Genomic DNA, 17,258 nt, shown 5'->3' on the forward strand with positions numbered 1-17,258 from the left:
AATACAATCCTTTAAGCTGAATAGCACAAAGACAAGCTTATGCTAGATCGCCATTAACTAATGGCACAAATTTGACCGCTTCAATTACTTGGGATTTATATTCATCCCCACGGCGGGTTATTTTCAGCAATTGTTGGGTATCGTCACCAACTGGAATAATTAATACTCCTCCTTCTGCAAGTTGCTCTAATAACGCTTGCGGCACACTCGCAGCAGCTGCAGTAACCATGATGCCATTAAATGGACCACGATTACTCCACCCTTTCCAACCATCACCATACTTAAAAGAGACGTTATGAAGATCTAACTTTTTGAGTCTTTGCCTTGCTTGAATTTGTAACGACTTAATTCGCTCTATTGTACAAAGCTCTGGCACTAACTGCGCTAAAACTGCGGCTTGATAACCTGAGCCAGTACCAATCTCTAACACTCGTTGTGGTTTGGTCTGCAATAATAGCTCGGTCATTCTTGCGACAATATAGGGTTGTGATATGGTTTGCCCTTGCCCGATAGGTAAAGCGGTATTCTCGTATGCTTTATGTGCAAGTGCATTATCAAGAAATAACTCCCGCGGTGTATTGGCGACAGCCTCAAGTACCACGGATGATTTGATCCCCGACTCAGCCAGTTTTTTAGCTAAATTCGTTGCACGTGCAGACGACACTCCGGTCATATTCTCGTTACCCAGTCAGCTAACTTTGTTAATTGATTATAAGCCGTTAAATCAACCGTCAATGGCGTTATCGAAACGTACCCATCGGCTACAGCACCAAAATCGGTTCCCTCACCAGCATCTTGCTCTGCGCCTACAGGGCCAAGCCAATATATGTCTTTACCTGCTGGGTCTTGGGTTTTAACCATACCTTCCGCTTTATGCCGAGCACCAAGGCGTGTAACTTTGATACCCTTAATTTGATCAAGCGGTAGATCAGGCACATTCACATTTAAAATTTGATTAGATTCAATAGGGTGTGCGAGTAAATGTTTAACTATTCTTGCAGCATAATCTGCGGCGCTTTGATAATGCTGTAAATTTTTTCCAACTAATGAAATGGCAACTGCGGGCAATCCTAAAAAGCGCCCTTCCATCGCTGCTGCAACAGTGCCTGAATATAAAGTATCATCGCCCATATTCGCTCCAGCATTAATTCCTGATATCACAATATCAGGCTCAACTTGGCATAATTGTCTTATTGCTAAATGGACGCAATCTGTTGGTGTGCCGTTAACTGAAACGTATCCATTATCTAAGTTGTTTATTCTTAATGGATTAGTTAACGTTAGCGAATTACTGGCACCAGAACAATTTCTGTCGGGGGCAACAGTTAACACCTTCGCGAACGCGTTAAGCGCATCACTTAATGCAATTATTCCTGGTGCATTTACACCATCGTCGTTACTGACAAGAATATTGATCATTTGAGTTGATTCATCCATTTAGTGATTAAGCTTATGAGTTGGCTTGAGCTTGCTGATCTGCAACCATGGTTTTCCATTGCTCATCTTTTATATCTTGATAATCGACTAACTCACGTAATACCGATGTCGCATAACTTCCAGCAGGTAACATAAATTCAATAGTGCAAACATCACCATCAACCCGTAATTTCATTGCCTGAGGCTTTAATAATAACAAGCGTCGCTCTTGGCTCAAGCCCGCATTTTCAAGTCCGTATAAATCATCTTCGAATGCAGCTATCGCTGCCGCTTCCATAGCCGCAGCTTCAGTTAAAGCAAGTGGTTGCCCTCTGCCCCACAATGGGACTGAAAAGCCAATATCATCTTCTTGTAAACGTTTCAGCAGCAACTCATCCCACTGCTCGGCGACAAAATAACTCTTGCTGCCCGCCAACATAACGCAATCTCCAGCTAAAGGCTGAAGCTGATGATGCTCAAGTCGGTAAGAGGCAACCTGATTAAAGATGTGTGATCGCACCGCGGATAAATACATGCTTTTTTTCGATCTATCATGTACTTTACGCGCGCCCGAAAGCATTTGCCTTCCTTGCTGTAAATTTTTACCGTTGTGACCAAAACGTTGTTCACCAAAATAGTTGGGCACACCAACGGCGGCAATTTGATTAAACCTTTGTTTCAAAGCGTCGATATTAGTCACATTGCGCAGCGTAAGTGTAAAACGATTACCAAGTAGTGCACCAATACGCAGCTTTTTACCGTGACGAGCACTGGATAATATCGTCAGTTGGTCACTATTTAATTGTTGCCAATCGGGTGTTTCTTTTCCGGGTATACGAACGCCAAACCACTGTTCAGTTTGAGCATTTTTGTCTTTCTGGCCGGCATAAGTCACCTCTTTCGGGTGAACTTTAGCAAATTTGGCCAGCACTTCAGCGACATGCCCAGTATTGAGACCATCTTTGCGAATATGCAGCATATGATGCTCGCCTTCACCTGTAGGTGAAAACGGTAAAATTTCCTCTACGATAAAGTCACTATTATGAGTACGTAAATCAGCGGTACTGTTTGGTTGCCCATATAAATAATACAGATCAGTTATCATTTTCATTATTCCTATTTCTGTATCATTAATACAACAGATTCAACAGCAATGCCTTCCTTACGTCCAGTAAACCCTAGCTTTTCTGTCGTAGTCGCTTTGACATTAATATCATCAATAGATGTGTGTAAATCGAGTGCTAAACACTGTCGAATAGCCTCAATATGAGGTGCCATTTGGGGTGCCTGTGCAATGACAGTAACATCCAAATTACCTATTTTGTAGCCCTTGTGCAGCGCTAACTCGTAACAGTGTCTAAGTAGCACACGACTATCAGCACCTGCATATTCGGCATCGGTATCGGGAAAATGTTTACCTATATCTCCTAATGCCATCGCTCCTAGAATAGCATCACTAACAGCATGTAAAATGACATCACCATCGGAGTGAGCAATAAGACCTGTCTCATACGGAACAATCACACCACCTAGAATAAGCGGCTTATCTGCGCCAAACTTATGTACATCAAAGCCATGACCAATACGCATTTTCATTTTGTTGTCCTGTCTATTCTGATATTGATTGCTGCTTTAAAAAAAGTTGTGCTAGCTGTAAATCATCAAAGTGAGTAATTTTAATATTATCAACTCTACCCGAAACTAAGCCCTGGCTGAATACCCGCCCATTCCATGGCACTGGCTTCATCTGTAATCGTCGCTTTAGCATGTAATGCGTGTTTAAGATTTTGTCTTAGAGCTAATACTGGAAACAACTGCGGCGTTAATGCATGCCATAATTGAACCCTATCTACCGTTTGTTGAATTGTTCCATTGGCATTTGAGCGCTTCATGGTATCTCTTACCGGAGCGGCTAGAATAGCGCCTTGTGGATACTGGCTAATGGCATTAATGAGTTTATCGATATCTTTGTGGGTAATACACGGCCTTGCAGCATCATGGACTAATGCCCAAGCATTTAAATCTGCTTCTTCAAGTGCGGCCAATACCGAATCAGCTCGTTCTCCCCCACCAATCACTTGCACCAACTTAGGATCTAATGCTTGGGGTAGATTTGCGAAAAAAGTGTCTTGGGGATGTAAAGCGATAATCACTTTATCAATGGCTGGATGAGACAATAAGCGCGTTAAAGTGTGCGCCAAAATAGTTTGCTCACCTAAGGTTAAATATTGCTTGGGAATATCAGTCCCCATGCGGCTGCCGATACCAGCAGCAGGAACAATGGCTACAATATAAGGAATAGAAGATGTCATGAAATTATTGGCCCAAACTATTTCGATCACGCAATTCAGCACCGACTACGCGGTAAAAAGTCTCACCTTCTTTTACAAGGCCTAACTCATTACGGGCACGCTCTTCAATCGCTTCAGTGCCACTTTTAAGATCGATAATTTCTGCTTTAAGAATTTGATTTCGAGCGTTCAACTTAGCGTTGCTGTCTTGCTGTGCCTGAATTTGAGTTTGCAGCAGAAAATATTCAGATAAGTTATTCTCGCCCATCCATAGTCTTAATTGGAGTAGCGCTAACAAAGCCGTTAGTGCGAATAAAAGTTTCTTCATGGTAGCTAAGCAAATTATCCGAAATGATGAATAAGCTTATGATACAACAAAAAAGGCCACCGAGTGGTGGCCTTTTTAATCAACAAAGCAAAATATTAACCTTGGCCTTTAACTTCTTTAAGACCGTTATAAGGTGCTTTTGAACCTAGTGCTTCTTCTATACGCAGTAATTGGTTATATTTAGCCACACGATCACTACGGCTTAGTGAGCCAGTTTTGATTTGTCCTGCCGCTGTACCCACTGCAAGATCAGCAATTGTTGAATCTTCTGTTTCACCACTACGATGAGAGATCACCACAGTAAAGCCAGCATCTTTAGCCATTTTAATTGCAGCCAATGTTTCAGTTAACGAACCGATTTGGTTGAATTTAATTAAAATTGAGTTAGCGATACCATTGTCGATACCACGCTTAAGAATTTTTGTATTGGTTACAAATAAATCATCACCGACTAATTGGATTTTGTCGCCCATTAGTTTAGTTTGGTGAGCGAAACCATCCCAGTCTGACTCATCTAAGCCATCTTCTATCGACACGATTGGATAACGTTCAGTTAGACCTTGTAAGAAGAAGTTGAACTCTTCAGAAGTAAACTTTTTGCCTTCGCCTTTAAGGTCGTAAATGTTGGCTTGTTTGTCGTAAAACTCAGATGCAGCACAATCCATAGCTAAAGTGATATCTTTACCTAACTCGTAACCTGCGTTGGCAACCGCTTCTTTAATTGCAACAAGGGCAGCTTCGTTTGACTCAAGGTTTGGTGCAAAACCACCTTCATCACCTACCGCAGTGGAGTGACCACCAGCTTTTAATACTTTAGCTAGGCTGTGGAATACTTCCGCGCCCATACGTAAACCTTCACGGAAGGTCGCAGCGCCAACAGGCTGGATCATAAATTCTTGAATATCAACGCTGTTATCAGCATGCTCACCACCATTGATAATGTTCATCATAGGCAGTGGCATAGAATACACACCTGGAGTGCCGTTTAAATCAGCAATATGAGCATACAAAGGAATACCTTTAGCTGCTGCTGCCGCTTTTGCTATAGCAAGCGATACAGCAAGAATGGCGTTAGCGCCAAATTTTGCTTTGTTTTCAGTGCCATCTAAGTCAATCATGATTTGGTCAAGCTGCGCTTGAGCTAATGCATCTTTACCTTTAAGTGCCTGTGCAATTGGACCGTTTACTGCAGCAACAGCATTTAATACGCCTTTGCCTAAGTAACGAGATTTGTCACCATCACGTAATTCTAATGCTTCACGACTACCCGTAGAAGCACCTGATGGCGCAGCTGCCATACCCATAAAACCGCCTTCTAAATGCACTTCGGCTTCAACAGTTGGGTTACCGCGTGAATCCATGATTTCGCGACCGATGACGTTAATAATGTTAGCCATAATTCCCTCGTAAATAATGTCAGTAATACTGAAAGTTTTAAATATAATAAAAAATTAACACCAATAAAAACCCATTTAAGCTTCAATTAACAACTTATTATTGGTATTAACTTTCAATTTGGTAATTTAAATCCGTAAACACTAGGATAAATCTAATTCGGTTCAGCAGCAACTATCAATTTAGTCACAAGTTGATCTAGCGTATATTATGTGCAAATAAATAACATAAAAAAAGCCGCTGAGGTTAATACCAGCGGCTTATAATATTAGTTTAAATCTTTTTTCTGATAAGCAAAGGAAGCTGCAATAAAGCCTTCAAATAGTGGATGCCCATCACGAGGCGTTGAGGTAAATTCAGGGTGGAATTGACCTGCAACAAACCATGGGTGATCTGGCAATTCAATCATTTCAACTAACTTACGGTCAGAAGACAATCCACTAAAGACTAAACCTGCTTTCTCTAAACGCTCAACGTAATTGTTATTCACTTCATAACGATGACGATGGCGCTCGACACAAGAAACACCTTTATAGGCTTCTGCGGCTTTTGAACCTTCAAGTAAATGACAAAGTTGAGCACCTAAACGCATGGTACCGCCTAAATCAGATTCTTCATGACGTTGCTCTACATCACCGTCTTCATTGATCCATTCTGTAATTAACCCCACTACAGGGTAAGGCGTATTTTTGTTGAACTCAGTCGAATGTGCATCTGCAAGATTGGCCACATTACGGGCAAACTCAATTAACGCGACTTGCATACCAAGACAAATACCAAAATAAGGTAGATTATTCTCACGTGCATATTGTGCCGCTAAAATTTTGCCTTCAATGCCGCGCTCACCAAATCCACCAGGAACCAGAATACCATCTAGACCATGTAAAACATCTGTGCCTTTAGCTTCAACGGTTTGTGAATCAATATACTTAATATTGACACAAACGCGTGTTTTGAGACCTGCATGCTTAAGTGCTTCATTTACAGATTTATAAGCATCTGGTAACTCAGTATACTTACCAACCATACCAATGGTCACTTCACCATTTGGGTTAGCCTCTTGATAAATAACGTTTTCCCATTCAGACAAATCAGCATCAGCACATTCAATATTAAAACGCTTTATGACTAAGTCATCTAAACCTTGTGAGCGTAATAATGCTGGTATTTTGTAAATACTATCAACGTCTTTTAATGAAATAACAGCGCGCTCTTCCACATTACAGAATAACGAAATCTTCGCTTTCTCATTAGCAGGAACCGCACGGTCACCACGACAAATGAGCACGTCAGGCGCAATACCAATAGAGCGTAATTCTTTAACAGAATGCTGAGTTGGCTTAGTTTTAATTTCACCCGCAGCACCCAAGAAAGGCACTAAGGTTAAATGGATAAATAAGGTGCGTTCACGTCCAAGTTCTGCACCTAATTGACGGATAGACTCTAGGAAAGGTAATGATTCGATATCACCTACAGTGCCGCCTATTTCAACAATAGCAACATCATGCCCTTCGCCACCAGCAATGACTTTTTCTTTAATCGCATTAGTAATATGCGGAATAACCTGAATGGTTGCACCTAAATAATCACCGCGGCGTTCTTTGCGAAGCACTTCTTCGTAAATACTGCCAGTAGTGAAGTTATTACGACGATTCATTTTAGTACGAATGAAACGCTCATAATGACCTAAGTCTAAGTCAGTTTCAGCACCATCTTCAGTCACGAACACTTCACCGTGCTGAGTAGGGCTCATTGTACCTGGATCAACGTTGATGTATGGGTCCAGTTTCATAATGGTTACATTAAGGCCGCGAGCCTCTAAAATTGCCGCTAATGAAGCTGCTGCAATGCCTTTACCTAGTGATGAAACAACGCCACCAGTAACGAAGATATACCTTGTAGTCATGCTGAACCTGAGAAAATGTGTTGGAAAAATACGTGCTTGTAAGAAAGCACTAGGACGGGGAGACATTGTACCAAAGCCACAACGATTCGACAAATCAAAACAGCGATCATTTAGACGATAAACACTCAGGCTGCTGATTAGCCTAAATGAAAAATAAAGAATTAACGTTTTTCTTGCAGCTTTACTTGGGTCCAGTACAGATCTAGCTGCTCAAGGCTATGTTCATCAAATTTTTTCCCGCTTTGCTGTACACAATCTTCAACGCCCCGAAAACGACGTTCAAATTTGCTATTGGCTTGTCTTAATGCCTGTTCCGGATCAACATTTAAATGACGGGCTAAATTGACTACCGCAAATAATAAATCACCGATCTCATCCTGCACTCTAGGTTGGTAGCGCGCAGGATCGGTATCAAGTAATTTAGCTTCTACCAACACTTCATCTATTTCTTCGTATACTTTTGCCACTACAGGCTCAAGTTCAGGCCAGTCAAAGCCAACTTTAGCTACTCTTTGTTGAATTTTTGCCGCTCGTTTTAAAGCAGGAAAAGCATGCGGAATATCATCTAACAACGACAGTTGCTGCTTATCGGCACGCTCCTGCGCTTTAATCGCTTCCCAGCTGTGCTTAACTTGAGCCGCGGTTTGCTCTGCTGAGGTGCCTATATTACTGAAAATATGTGGATGTCGGCGGACGAGTTTAGTGCAAATGCGCTCGATTACAGTGGCAAAGTCAAACTTACCTTGCTCGGTTGCGAGTTGACAGTAAAACACTACCTGAAACAGTAAATCACCTAGTTCATCAGGTAATTCATCCCATGCGGTGCGCTCTATTGCATCTGCTACTTCATAGGCTTCTTCTAAGGTAAAAGGTACTATGGTATGAAAGTTTTGCGCTAAGTCCCATGGGCAGCCCGTTTCAGGATCGCGCAGTTTTTTCATTATATTAAGTAACGGTTGAATATCCGCGTGGGGTGTAGCATCCATTCTGGTTTCACTCACCTATAAAAATTACATCGGCTTTTATAGCGGCAATTTATTGGCTATCACCAATATAATGAATTACCGCATTAAGTGCTCAACAAACAATTTGCTATCAAATCATAACGCCAAATTTATAAGCGTCTTGACTCGATAACACCCTCGACTTGAGACAATTTAGACTGTACCCGCGATAAGTCATCAACATTATAAAGCTCTAATTCAAGCTCAACCGTTGCCGTTTGGGTTTTCACATCGGAAGTTGAACTCATCGCCATAACATTCGATTTTTCAGCGGCAAGCACTGCGGTTAAATCCCGTAACAATCCACTGCGATCATGGGCCACAACTTTAACCCGAATGCGATATCCACCAGAGTAGTTCTCGCCCCATACCACATCAACGCTCCGCTCTGGGTGAACGCGCATTAACTCTTTAACTTGTTCGCAATCACTACGGTGAACTGAGATACCACGGCCCATAGTGATATAACCAAAAATTTCATCGCCAGGCACTGGCTGACAACAACGCGCGATATGACTAAGTAAATTACCTACCCCATTTACCTCAACTTGACCTTTACCCATTTTTTTAGGGCGGTGAACCGCTTTCTTTAAAATGTCTTCAACAATATCTTCTTCTGAATCAGGTTCTTTACGCAACTTGGTGTCAATATAGTTAACCACTTGGTTTAGGCGTAAATCCCCCCCACCAATAGCCGCTAGCATGTCATCCATACCGTTGAGATTAAAGCGCTCAACGGCGATGTTTGCATCTTTCAATTTAAACCCTGCACGATGTAACTCGGTTTCAAGCATTTCCTTGCCTGCGGCAATATTTTTGTCGCGGTCTTGCTGTTTAAACCAATGCTGAATTTTAGAGCGTGAACGCGAAGATTTGATATAACCTAAATTAAGGTTGAGCCAGTCGCGTTTCGGATTAGGTGTTTTTGAGGTGATAATCTCAATGCGCTCACCGGTTTCAACTTGGTAAGTAAAGGGGACAATTCTGCCATCAACTTTAGCACCAATACATCTATGCCCTACTTGAGAATGAATATAGTAGGCAAAGTCCAATACTGTTGAGCCTAATGGAAGGTCGACCACTTCACCGCTTGGGGTAAACACATAAACCCGGTCTTCAAAGACCTGACTGCGTACTTCGTCAACCAAGTTGCCACTCTCAGCCACATCTTCCTGCCATTGCAAAATTTTACGCAGCCAGTTAATTTTTTCTTCATAGCCAGTTTGTTTGGTATTGCCCGCACCTTCTTTATATTTCCAATGCGCTGCGACACCGAGCTCAGAATCTTGGTGCATCGCCTCGGTTCGAATTTGAATTTCAACCGTTTTACCCTCAGGCCCAACAACTACGGTGTGGATTGATTGGTAGCCATTAGGTTTGGGGTTGGCCACATAATCGTCAAATTCACGCGGAATGTGATGCCATAAATCATGCACTACGCCTAAGGCGCCATAACAATCTTGCAGTCGGTCAGTCACAATACGTACCGCACGCACATCAAATAGCTCATCAAACTTAAGGTCTTTACCCTTCATTTTGCGCCAAATGCTGTAGATATGTTTGGGTCTGCCATAAACCTTGGCACGAATTTGGTCGTCATCAAGCCGTTTTTGCAGTTGGGTAACAAACATGTCGATATAGACCTCACGGTCCATTCTTTTTCCGTCAAGTTGCTTAGCGATATCTTTATAAACCGTAGGGTGCAGGTAGCGGAACGAAATGTCTTCAAGCTCCCATTTTAGCTGGCCAATACCTAAGCGGTTAGCCAGTGGAGCGTATATATCGGCGATTTCCCTTGCAAGTAATACGCGGGTTTCTTCATCGGCATTTTTAACCGCGCGCAGTAAACACACTCGCTCAGCCAGTTTTATTACCACAGCACGCACATCTTCAACCATGGCTAACAACATTTTACGAATGTTATCTATTTGAGGTTCTGCACTTCGGCCATTGGACACTTTTAATGCGCCAATGGCATTCATGGTCACAACACTGGCAACTAGTTTGGCTAAAGGTTCGCCATAGGACTCAAGAATTTGTGCTTCATTAATGCTGTTGGCATCTAAAATAACAAACAATAATGCCGCCTGAAGCGTTTCTAAGTCCATATTAAGTGGCGCTAGAATTTCAATCATTTCACGCGCGCGGGCAAGTAATTGCGTATGGGCCAACTTATCTTTAATAGGCAACGCTTCCATGCTCTTGAGCATGTCCAGGAGAGTTTGCGCGTCGTTAACATCTTCGATGTAGCGGGCCACCCAGTCTTCAAGGTTGAAATCGTCTGTATTAAAATGCGCTTCGCGAACTGAAACCATGTTTTATCCTTACCCATTGGTGCTTATCTTCGCAACAATGTTATGTACTTTTCTGCCAAAACGGACCATAAAATGAATAAAGCGTAATCTGCAATTAAAAACATCACAAACCACGCAAATGCAACTTACCTAGGAAATCGTCTCGAATTTTATAAAGTCTATATTGAGCGTATCGCAACTATTTATCAATTCAATAAACGGTAAATGACTATGTTTACTCATTATTTAACGTTATTCAGCTTTTATATCAATATTGATAGCTGTATTAAGACTTAGTAACATTAAGACTTAGTAGCATTAAGACTTAGCTGTATTACGGCCTAACAATGCTAACTTCACTCGTCGTTTAATTCAAATAGCGCCATAGCTTCAATATGGTGAGTTTGCGGGAACATGTCGACCATGCCTAATTGTCGCAGCTGATAGCCTTGTTCAATCAACACTTTACTGTCACGGGCTAAGCTTGCAGGATTACATGAAACATACACCACCTTTTTAGGGCGCATTTTTTTAAGCCATTGCAAGCTTTCAAACGCGCCAGCTCGAGCAGGGTCGAGTAATAACTTGTCAATTTTACCCAGCCACTTTTCATGGGTGAGATCGGCACTTAAATCGGCATGATGAAAAGATAAGTTGTCTAGCTGATTCAATGCTGCATTATCTTTAGCTTGCTGCACCATTTCAGGCACACCTTCCACGCCAATCACTTTCGATGCGCTTAACGCCAAAGGGAGGGAGAAGTTACCCACGCCGCAAAATAAATCTAATACTCGCTCATCGGCTTGCGGATCTAGCCAAGTAATCGCCTGCTGCACCATAGCATGATTTATTTCCCCATTAACTTGCACAAAATTACCTGGGGTAAACTCACAGCGTAGTGACTGCTCCGCATCTGTACTTTCAGTTGCAGTTGCAGCTAAAGAGTAATAAGGCAAAGTCACGTTTGTATCTGCATCATCGACTTTGGGGTATAACTGGCTTAATTGGTTGTCGTTATCTTGGGTCAATAAACAGATTTGATGCTTTGCAGCAAACTCAGTTAACCAACGAATATCTGACGCGGGTAAAACCTTAGTCACACGCAATACCGCAAACAAGCCATTTTCAGCCATGGTTAATTCTAAATGGCCTAGACTGGCTTTAGATTTTAATTGGTTTAAATTAACCGCAAACGGGGTAATCAAATCAGATAAAGGTTTCGCTAATACGTTACATTGGGTAACAGAGACTATGTTACTAGATGCTGATTGACGAAAGCCGAGTTGCAAATGATTGGTTTTTTTATCGAAAACGGCCGCTAAACGCGCTCTGCGTCGGTAGTGCCATGCATCACCTGTTATTGCAGGCGCTATAACATTTTGCGCTAAGGTACTATTACCCAATTTAGTCATTAGCTCAGTTAGCGCCTGCTGTTTGAATTCACGCTGGGCATCGACATCTAAATGCTGTAAATCACAACCACCACATTGCACATAATGGGGACAAAGAGGTTCGCGTCTTACCGCGCTCGCTTTATCAATTTTTATCAGCTTAGCTTTAGCATAACTTTTCTTTTGCTCTGTCAATTGCACTGTGACTTGTTCATTTGGAAGAGCTCCGGCAACAAACACGACTTTCCCCTGATATTGCGCCATTCCGGCGCCCAAATGATCCAACTGGGTAATATCAAGGCTAAGCTTTGCTGATAATTGCTTAGATTTGTTTGGTTTAGCTTTAAAAAATTGTGCCATTTCGGCCTCTAAAAATGAATAAAACACTAGTCAAGAGTGCGGGCTTTCTGGCAGTCTAGACTGAATATCAACAGATTATTGTAGGAACCTAAGCCAAAGACCATGAAAAGTACCGAAAATATGACTAAATACAGCCTTCGTTCGTGGGTACTGGTACTGGCATTGGCTCCTACCATTGTGGTAGGTATTCTACTTGGAAGTTACTTCACCATAAACCGCTTTTATGAACTTGAAGACACACTGATGGCAAAAGGCAGCAATATTATCGAGCCATTAGCCATCGCCAGTGAGTTTGGTATTGTGACTGAAGATAGAGAGTCAACAAAAAAACTGCTTTCTGCAACGCAAATGAAAAATGCATCATTAATACTCTCTATTGCGATTTTTGATAGTCAAAACCAACTTTTTGTCACCTCTCATTACCATAAAGACTTCGAGGTAATGCGCACTCAGCAGCCATTATCAACGTTAGACGCCACTGAATTTAATACCTTAGAAGATATTTTAGTCATTCGCAGTCCTATTGTGTCCAATACGCATTTTAACCCACTTGCTTTTATTAATACTCAATCAAGTAAAGATCCGCTTGATTCTATTAATCAACAAAATACGGTTTACAGCCAAAGTATGGCAAAACCTATTTATAACAGTAAACAAGAACAAGTTATTGGCTATATCGCAATATTAATCAATAAAGAAAATGCGTTACTAGAGCAACATAGAGCTGCCATTGCCGCGTTTATTATTGTCCTGATTGGCGTGCAGTTTAACCTATTTTTCACCTTTCGCTTAGTGAAACACGTCAACCATCCTATTACCGAAATGGTCAGGGTTGTGGCAAAAATTCGTGAAGGTAAACTCGACACCCGTTTAGATGGTAATTTAATTGGTGAATTAGATTTACTTAAACGAGGCATTAATGCCATGGCAGGATCCTTGTCTGAATACCATGACGAGATGCAACAAAATATTGATCAGGCAACCTCGGATTTACGAGAAACCTTAGAGCAGATTGAAATTCAAAACGTTGAATTAGATTTAGCCAAAAAGCGTGCATTAGAAGCCAGTCGCATTAAATCTGAGTTTTTAGCCAATATGTCGCACGAACTGCGTACCCCGCTCAACGGGGTGATAGGGTTTTCAAGACAGTTAATTAAAACACCGTTACATTCAAGTCAGCTCGATTACATTAAAACCATTGAGCGTAGCGCCAGTAATTTATTAGGCATCATCAATGACATTCTTGATTTCTCTAAACTTGAAGCCGGTAAAATGGTGTTTGAAAAAATGCCTTTTGCGTTACGTGAAACCTTAGCTGATACCTTAAGCCTTATCGCCGGAAGTGCGCGTGAGAAAGGCCTAGAACTTGTTATTGATATTGATTCTAATGTGCCTGAAAGCGTTAGCGGTGATGCAATGCGTGTGAATCAAATTATTACCAATCTGGTTGGCAACGCAATCAAATTTACTGACCAAGGTAGCGTAATGCTAAAAATCACCCTTGTGGGCACTAATGAAGATACTGTGACCCTTCGATGTGAAGTCATCGACACAGGTATTGGCATTGATGAAGGACAGCAGGAATATTTATTCCAAGCTTTTGGCCAGGCAGATTCGTCGATATCTCGCCGTTTTGGCGGAACAGGTTTAGGCTTAGTGATAACCAAACGCCTCATTAATCAGATGGGCGGCCAAATTGGATTTACTTCAAGCCCAGATAAAGGGTCAAACTTTTGGTTTATTTTACCCCTAAGCACCAGTCAGTTTGACATAGGTGAAGTATTACCAATGGATGTGCTGCAGGGCAAATCTATTCTATTATTTGAACCAAGAGAGCTCACACGTGGCACCTTGAATAAACGCCTAGAATCATGGCATTTAAAACTGACCAGTGTGGGGCAGTTAGAACACCTCAATTCCATCCTTGGGCAAAACAATATTCACTTTGATTATATCTTAACAAGCTGTCATGGCTTTGATAGCCCGGAGCAAATCAGCTCACAACTACAAGAGATGAAAAATCATACGCAATGTCTGATTTTACTGCACGACTGTATAGACCAAGACATCATTAGTTATCACTTGAAACCCAATACCGATTTACTGCTGAGCGTGCCTATCAATGATATGGAGTTAGCCAGGCATTTAATTTACCCACCGACGCCCAAAGCTTTACAGCAGTTGCAGCCTGTCGCGTCTGTCACTGATAGTGAGCGTTTGAATGTGTCAGTGTTAGCCGTAGATGACAATATGGCCAACTTGAAGCTGATTGATACTTTATTACAAGAGTTAGTTGTCAATGTCACCACAGCTAAAAATGGCCAAGAAGCAATTAAGCTGGCAAGAAGTAAAAGCTTTGAATTAATCTTTATGGACATTCAAATGCCGGGGATGGATGGCATAACAGCAACCAAGCGTATACGTCATGAATCAATGAACCGCAATACGCCAATAATTGCCGTTACAGCCCATGCTATTGCAGAAGAAAGAGAAAATATTTTAGCGGCAGGTATGGATGCCTTTCTACCCAAGCCCATCGATGAATCATCCTTAAAAAAAGTGATTAATCGCTGGGTAGCAAAACCTAAATTTACCCATTTTGAGCTTCATACCCTCAATTGGGAATTATGCTTAAGCCAAGCAAGCCAAAAACCAGACTTAGCACTTGAAATGCTACAGATGTTGGTAGACTCTATTCCCAGCACTATCGCCACCATTGAGTTAGCGCTGCAAGAGCAAGATCAATCGCAAATGTTACAAGCGGTTCATAAACTGCATGGTGCCAGCTGCTATTGTGGCGTACCAACAACGCAGAAGCTTTGCCAAGAAATAGAATTAGCATTGAAGCACAAAACCTCGACGAGTGAGCTAGAACCGGAAATACTTGAGTTACTTGATGAGCTAACTAAGGTAGAATCAGCGGCAACTCAAGTATTAGAACAGTTATCGATGGACATCACGCATGACTCATAAACCTGGATTTTTTCAACGTTTAAAAGCGTTATCTTTACCCCAAAAACAATTATTTGCGATCGCTTTATGCCAGCGTATGTTACCTAATTATCAACTATTTTCAGAGGTATGCGAATTTGGCCAACCTGCCGTTCTATCAACGGCCCTGGACTTATTATGGCAAAGCCAGTACGACAAAAAAAACAAATACAATGTCGATGTACATTTACAAAAATTAGAAGAAAACACTCCTGACCCAAGCGAATTTGAAGCTTATGGTGTTTATCCTGCAATGGATGCTGTAGTAGCAATTTCAACATTAATGAGTGCGATTGCAGATAAAATTGAAGATGACATTATCAATATCAGCAAGCTATCTTCCAGTACTGTGGCGAACTATGTTGAAGCCCTGAGTGATGATGATTTGATGGATGAAGCATTAGATGACTTTGTATTTGCCCATCCTGTGATGATAGAAGAAAAAGAGCTACAAAATATGTTATTAGATATTATTGAAGCAAACCCAGATATTCATCCAGACTTAGTTAAAGGTTTACGAAAAGATATTATCGACGCGGGTGTGTCCAACATCGGCATTAGTCTCTAGGGCCTGATACTGATATCGTTAAAAACATTCAAAAGCCTGATATTCTTCAGGCTTTTATCGTAATATCTTCAGTAAATTTAAACACGTCAATAAGTTTAAGCACGCCAGAATGTTAAGCCTAAAACTCAATAAATAAGCACTTGTTTAACTTTAGCCTAATTGCATCATCGTATTAAAACGCAGTAAAGTGAGCTTATTATTATTTTGCTAAGGAATTGCGAGGGATGTCCAGTATTCTTACCCCGCTTATCGCTGTGTTTATTATTATGTTACTCGGCGGCATTGTTCAAAAATTAAGATTTCTACCTGCAGATACCAATCTTATTCTCAATCAGTTTGTTTATTATATTGCCTTTCCAGCCATTTTATTGATTGTACTCGCCGAAACGCGCATTGAAGATATTATGCAATGGGGCTTTATTGGTGGATTTAGTTTAGCAATGGTCACCACCTATGCACTCGTCATAGCGGTATCCTTATGGCGTAAACCTAAGCAGCAAGCAATTGCCGCTATGCGCGCATTAAATGCCACCTTTGGCAATACTGCCTTCATTGGTATTCCATTACTCAGCTTACTATTTCCGGGTAACAAAATCGCATTAGTGGCCGCAGCAATAACTAGCTTGCTGTCTGTCATCATGTTCGCCTTTGCATTAGTCTCCATTGAACTGGCCAGCCGTAACAAACAGTCTACCGATCATGCCGTTATCATTATGGCCAATGCACTATTTAAAAACCCGATAGTTCTCGGTAGCGTTATAGGGATCAGCTTATCAGCATTACATATCACCGTACCTGAAAGCCTATCATTAGTGCTGCACCAAATAGGCAGTACCTCTAGTCCCTGTGCACTATTCGCTATAGGAATGGTTCTTGCCAAAGCGTTTCAGCATCAATCTTTTGCAAACATGTTCAGCTCTAGCCTGATTGCAGAAATAAGTTTAATCAACTTACTTAAATTAATTATTCAACCTTTTATTGCCTTTGGATTGCTGAAACTGTTTAACGTAGAGCATGAACTACTGACAATGGGAGTGCTTTTAGCTGCTTTGCCTACGGCAGCAAGTGTCTATTTATTGGCAGAGCGATACCAAGTTAATGCCAATATCTGCGCGCAAAGTATTTTATATGGCACATTAATTACCTTTGTAAGCTTGCCTATAATAGAAACACTATTAAAATCTACTGCTTAATGATCATCCGACTGTCGATGATATAATGGTCAATGATAATTTTACCTCAACCACTTTACTGTATAAAAAATCAGTATATACTGTTTATTAATACAGTGGTTTAGTTTTAGTTACAGGACAT

At 41.3% G+C, this 17,258-nt stretch carries 13 protein-coding genes and 1 pseudogene; 3 read left to right on the plus strand and 11 right to left on the minus strand.

Annotated features, from left to right (window positions below; translation table 11 throughout):
- Positions 1-37: 37 nt before the first annotated feature.
- The 11 genes and pseudogenes from L0B17_RS15165 to rlmD all read right to left on the minus strand — a co-directional run bounded on the left by L0B17_RS15165 (position 38) and on the right by rlmD (position 12,385).
- A complete protein-coding gene (locus L0B17_RS15165) occupies positions 38-673 on the minus strand; it encodes a protein-L-isoaspartate(D-aspartate) O-methyltransferase (protein ID WP_235085933.1) in 636 nt (211 codons plus the stop codon).
- Positions 670-1,419, minus strand: coding sequence for a 5'/3'-nucleotidase SurE (gene surE / locus L0B17_RS15170; protein WP_235089859.1), 750 nt, complete (start codon positions 1,417-1,419; stop codon positions 670-672). Before surE ends, L0B17_RS15165 begins: the two co-directional genes overlap by 4 nt.
- Positions 1,420-1,450: 31 nt before the next feature.
- Complete coding sequence (gene truD, locus L0B17_RS15175) at positions 1,451-2,518, minus strand: tRNA pseudouridine(13) synthase TruD (RefSeq protein WP_235089861.1); 1,068 nt, start codon at positions 2,516-2,518, stop codon at positions 1,451-1,453.
- Positions 2,519-2,532: 14 nt separating this feature from the next.
- Entirely contained in the window at positions 2,533-3,012 is a 480-nt protein-coding gene (gene ispF, locus L0B17_RS15180; RefSeq protein WP_235085935.1) for a 2-C-methyl-D-erythritol 2,4-cyclodiphosphate synthase, read from the minus strand.
- Positions 3,013-3,025: 13 nt separating this feature from the next.
- Positions 3,026-3,728: pseudogene (gene ispD, locus L0B17_RS15185) on the minus strand (2-C-methyl-D-erythritol 4-phosphate cytidylyltransferase).
- 4 nt (positions 3,729-3,732) lie between these two features.
- The gene (gene ftsB / locus L0B17_RS15190) at positions 3,733-4,035 is read right to left on the minus strand and encodes a cell division protein FtsB (protein WP_235085937.1); all 303 of its coding nucleotides are present in this window, start codon (positions 4,033-4,035) and stop codon (positions 3,733-3,735) included.
- Positions 4,036-4,130: 95 nt separating this feature from the next.
- Complete coding sequence (eno, locus tag L0B17_RS15195) at positions 4,131-5,432, minus strand: phosphopyruvate hydratase (RefSeq protein ID WP_235085938.1); 1,302 nt, start codon at positions 5,430-5,432, stop codon at positions 4,131-4,133.
- Between the two features lie 266 nt (positions 5,433-5,698).
- Positions 5,699-7,336 carry a CTP synthase gene (locus L0B17_RS15200; RefSeq protein WP_235085940.1) on the minus strand — a complete coding sequence of 546 codons (1,638 nt, stop codon included), beginning with the start codon at positions 7,334-7,336 and terminating at the stop codon, positions 5,699-5,701.
- A 161-nt stretch (positions 7,337-7,497) separates the two neighbouring features.
- Entirely contained in the window at positions 7,498-8,322 is an 825-nt protein-coding gene (gene mazG / locus L0B17_RS15205) for a nucleoside triphosphate pyrophosphohydrolase (protein ID WP_235085942.1), read from the minus strand.
- A 128-nt stretch (positions 8,323-8,450) separates the two neighbouring features.
- Positions 8,451-10,655, minus strand: a complete 2,205-nt coding sequence (gene relA / locus L0B17_RS15210) for a GTP diphosphokinase (RefSeq protein WP_235085944.1) — start codon at positions 10,653-10,655, stop codon at positions 8,451-8,453.
- 335 nt (positions 10,656-10,990) lie between these two features.
- Positions 10,991-12,385 carry a 23S rRNA (uracil(1939)-C(5))-methyltransferase RlmD gene (gene rlmD / locus L0B17_RS15215; RefSeq protein ID WP_235085946.1) on the minus strand — a complete coding sequence of 465 codons (1,395 nt, stop codon included), beginning with the start codon at positions 12,383-12,385 and terminating at the stop codon, positions 10,991-10,993.
- Between the two features lie 102 nt (positions 12,386-12,487).
- On the opposite strand from rlmD, the gene barA reads away from it, so the two are divergent.
- From barA to L0B17_RS15230, 3 genes are all read left to right on the plus strand, one after another.
- On the plus strand, positions 12,488-15,358 hold the full coding sequence (gene barA, locus L0B17_RS15220; protein WP_235085948.1) for a two-component sensor histidine kinase BarA: 2,871 nt from the start codon (positions 12,488-12,490) through the stop codon (positions 15,356-15,358).
- Positions 15,348-15,944 carry a YjaG family protein gene (locus tag L0B17_RS15225; RefSeq protein WP_235085950.1) on the plus strand — a complete coding sequence of 199 codons (597 nt, stop codon included), beginning with the start codon at positions 15,348-15,350 and terminating at the stop codon, positions 15,942-15,944. The genes barA and L0B17_RS15225 overlap by 11 nt, the downstream gene beginning before the upstream one ends.
- Before the next feature lie 224 nt (positions 15,945-16,168).
- Entirely contained in the window at positions 16,169-17,137 is a 969-nt protein-coding gene (locus tag L0B17_RS15230) for an AEC family transporter (protein ID WP_235085951.1), read from the plus strand.
- Positions 17,138-17,258 lie beyond the last annotated feature (121 nt).

The organism is Shewanella sp. OMA3-2 (assembly GCF_021513195.1).
Taxonomy (GTDB): domain Bacteria; phylum Pseudomonadota; class Gammaproteobacteria; order Enterobacterales; family Shewanellaceae; genus Shewanella.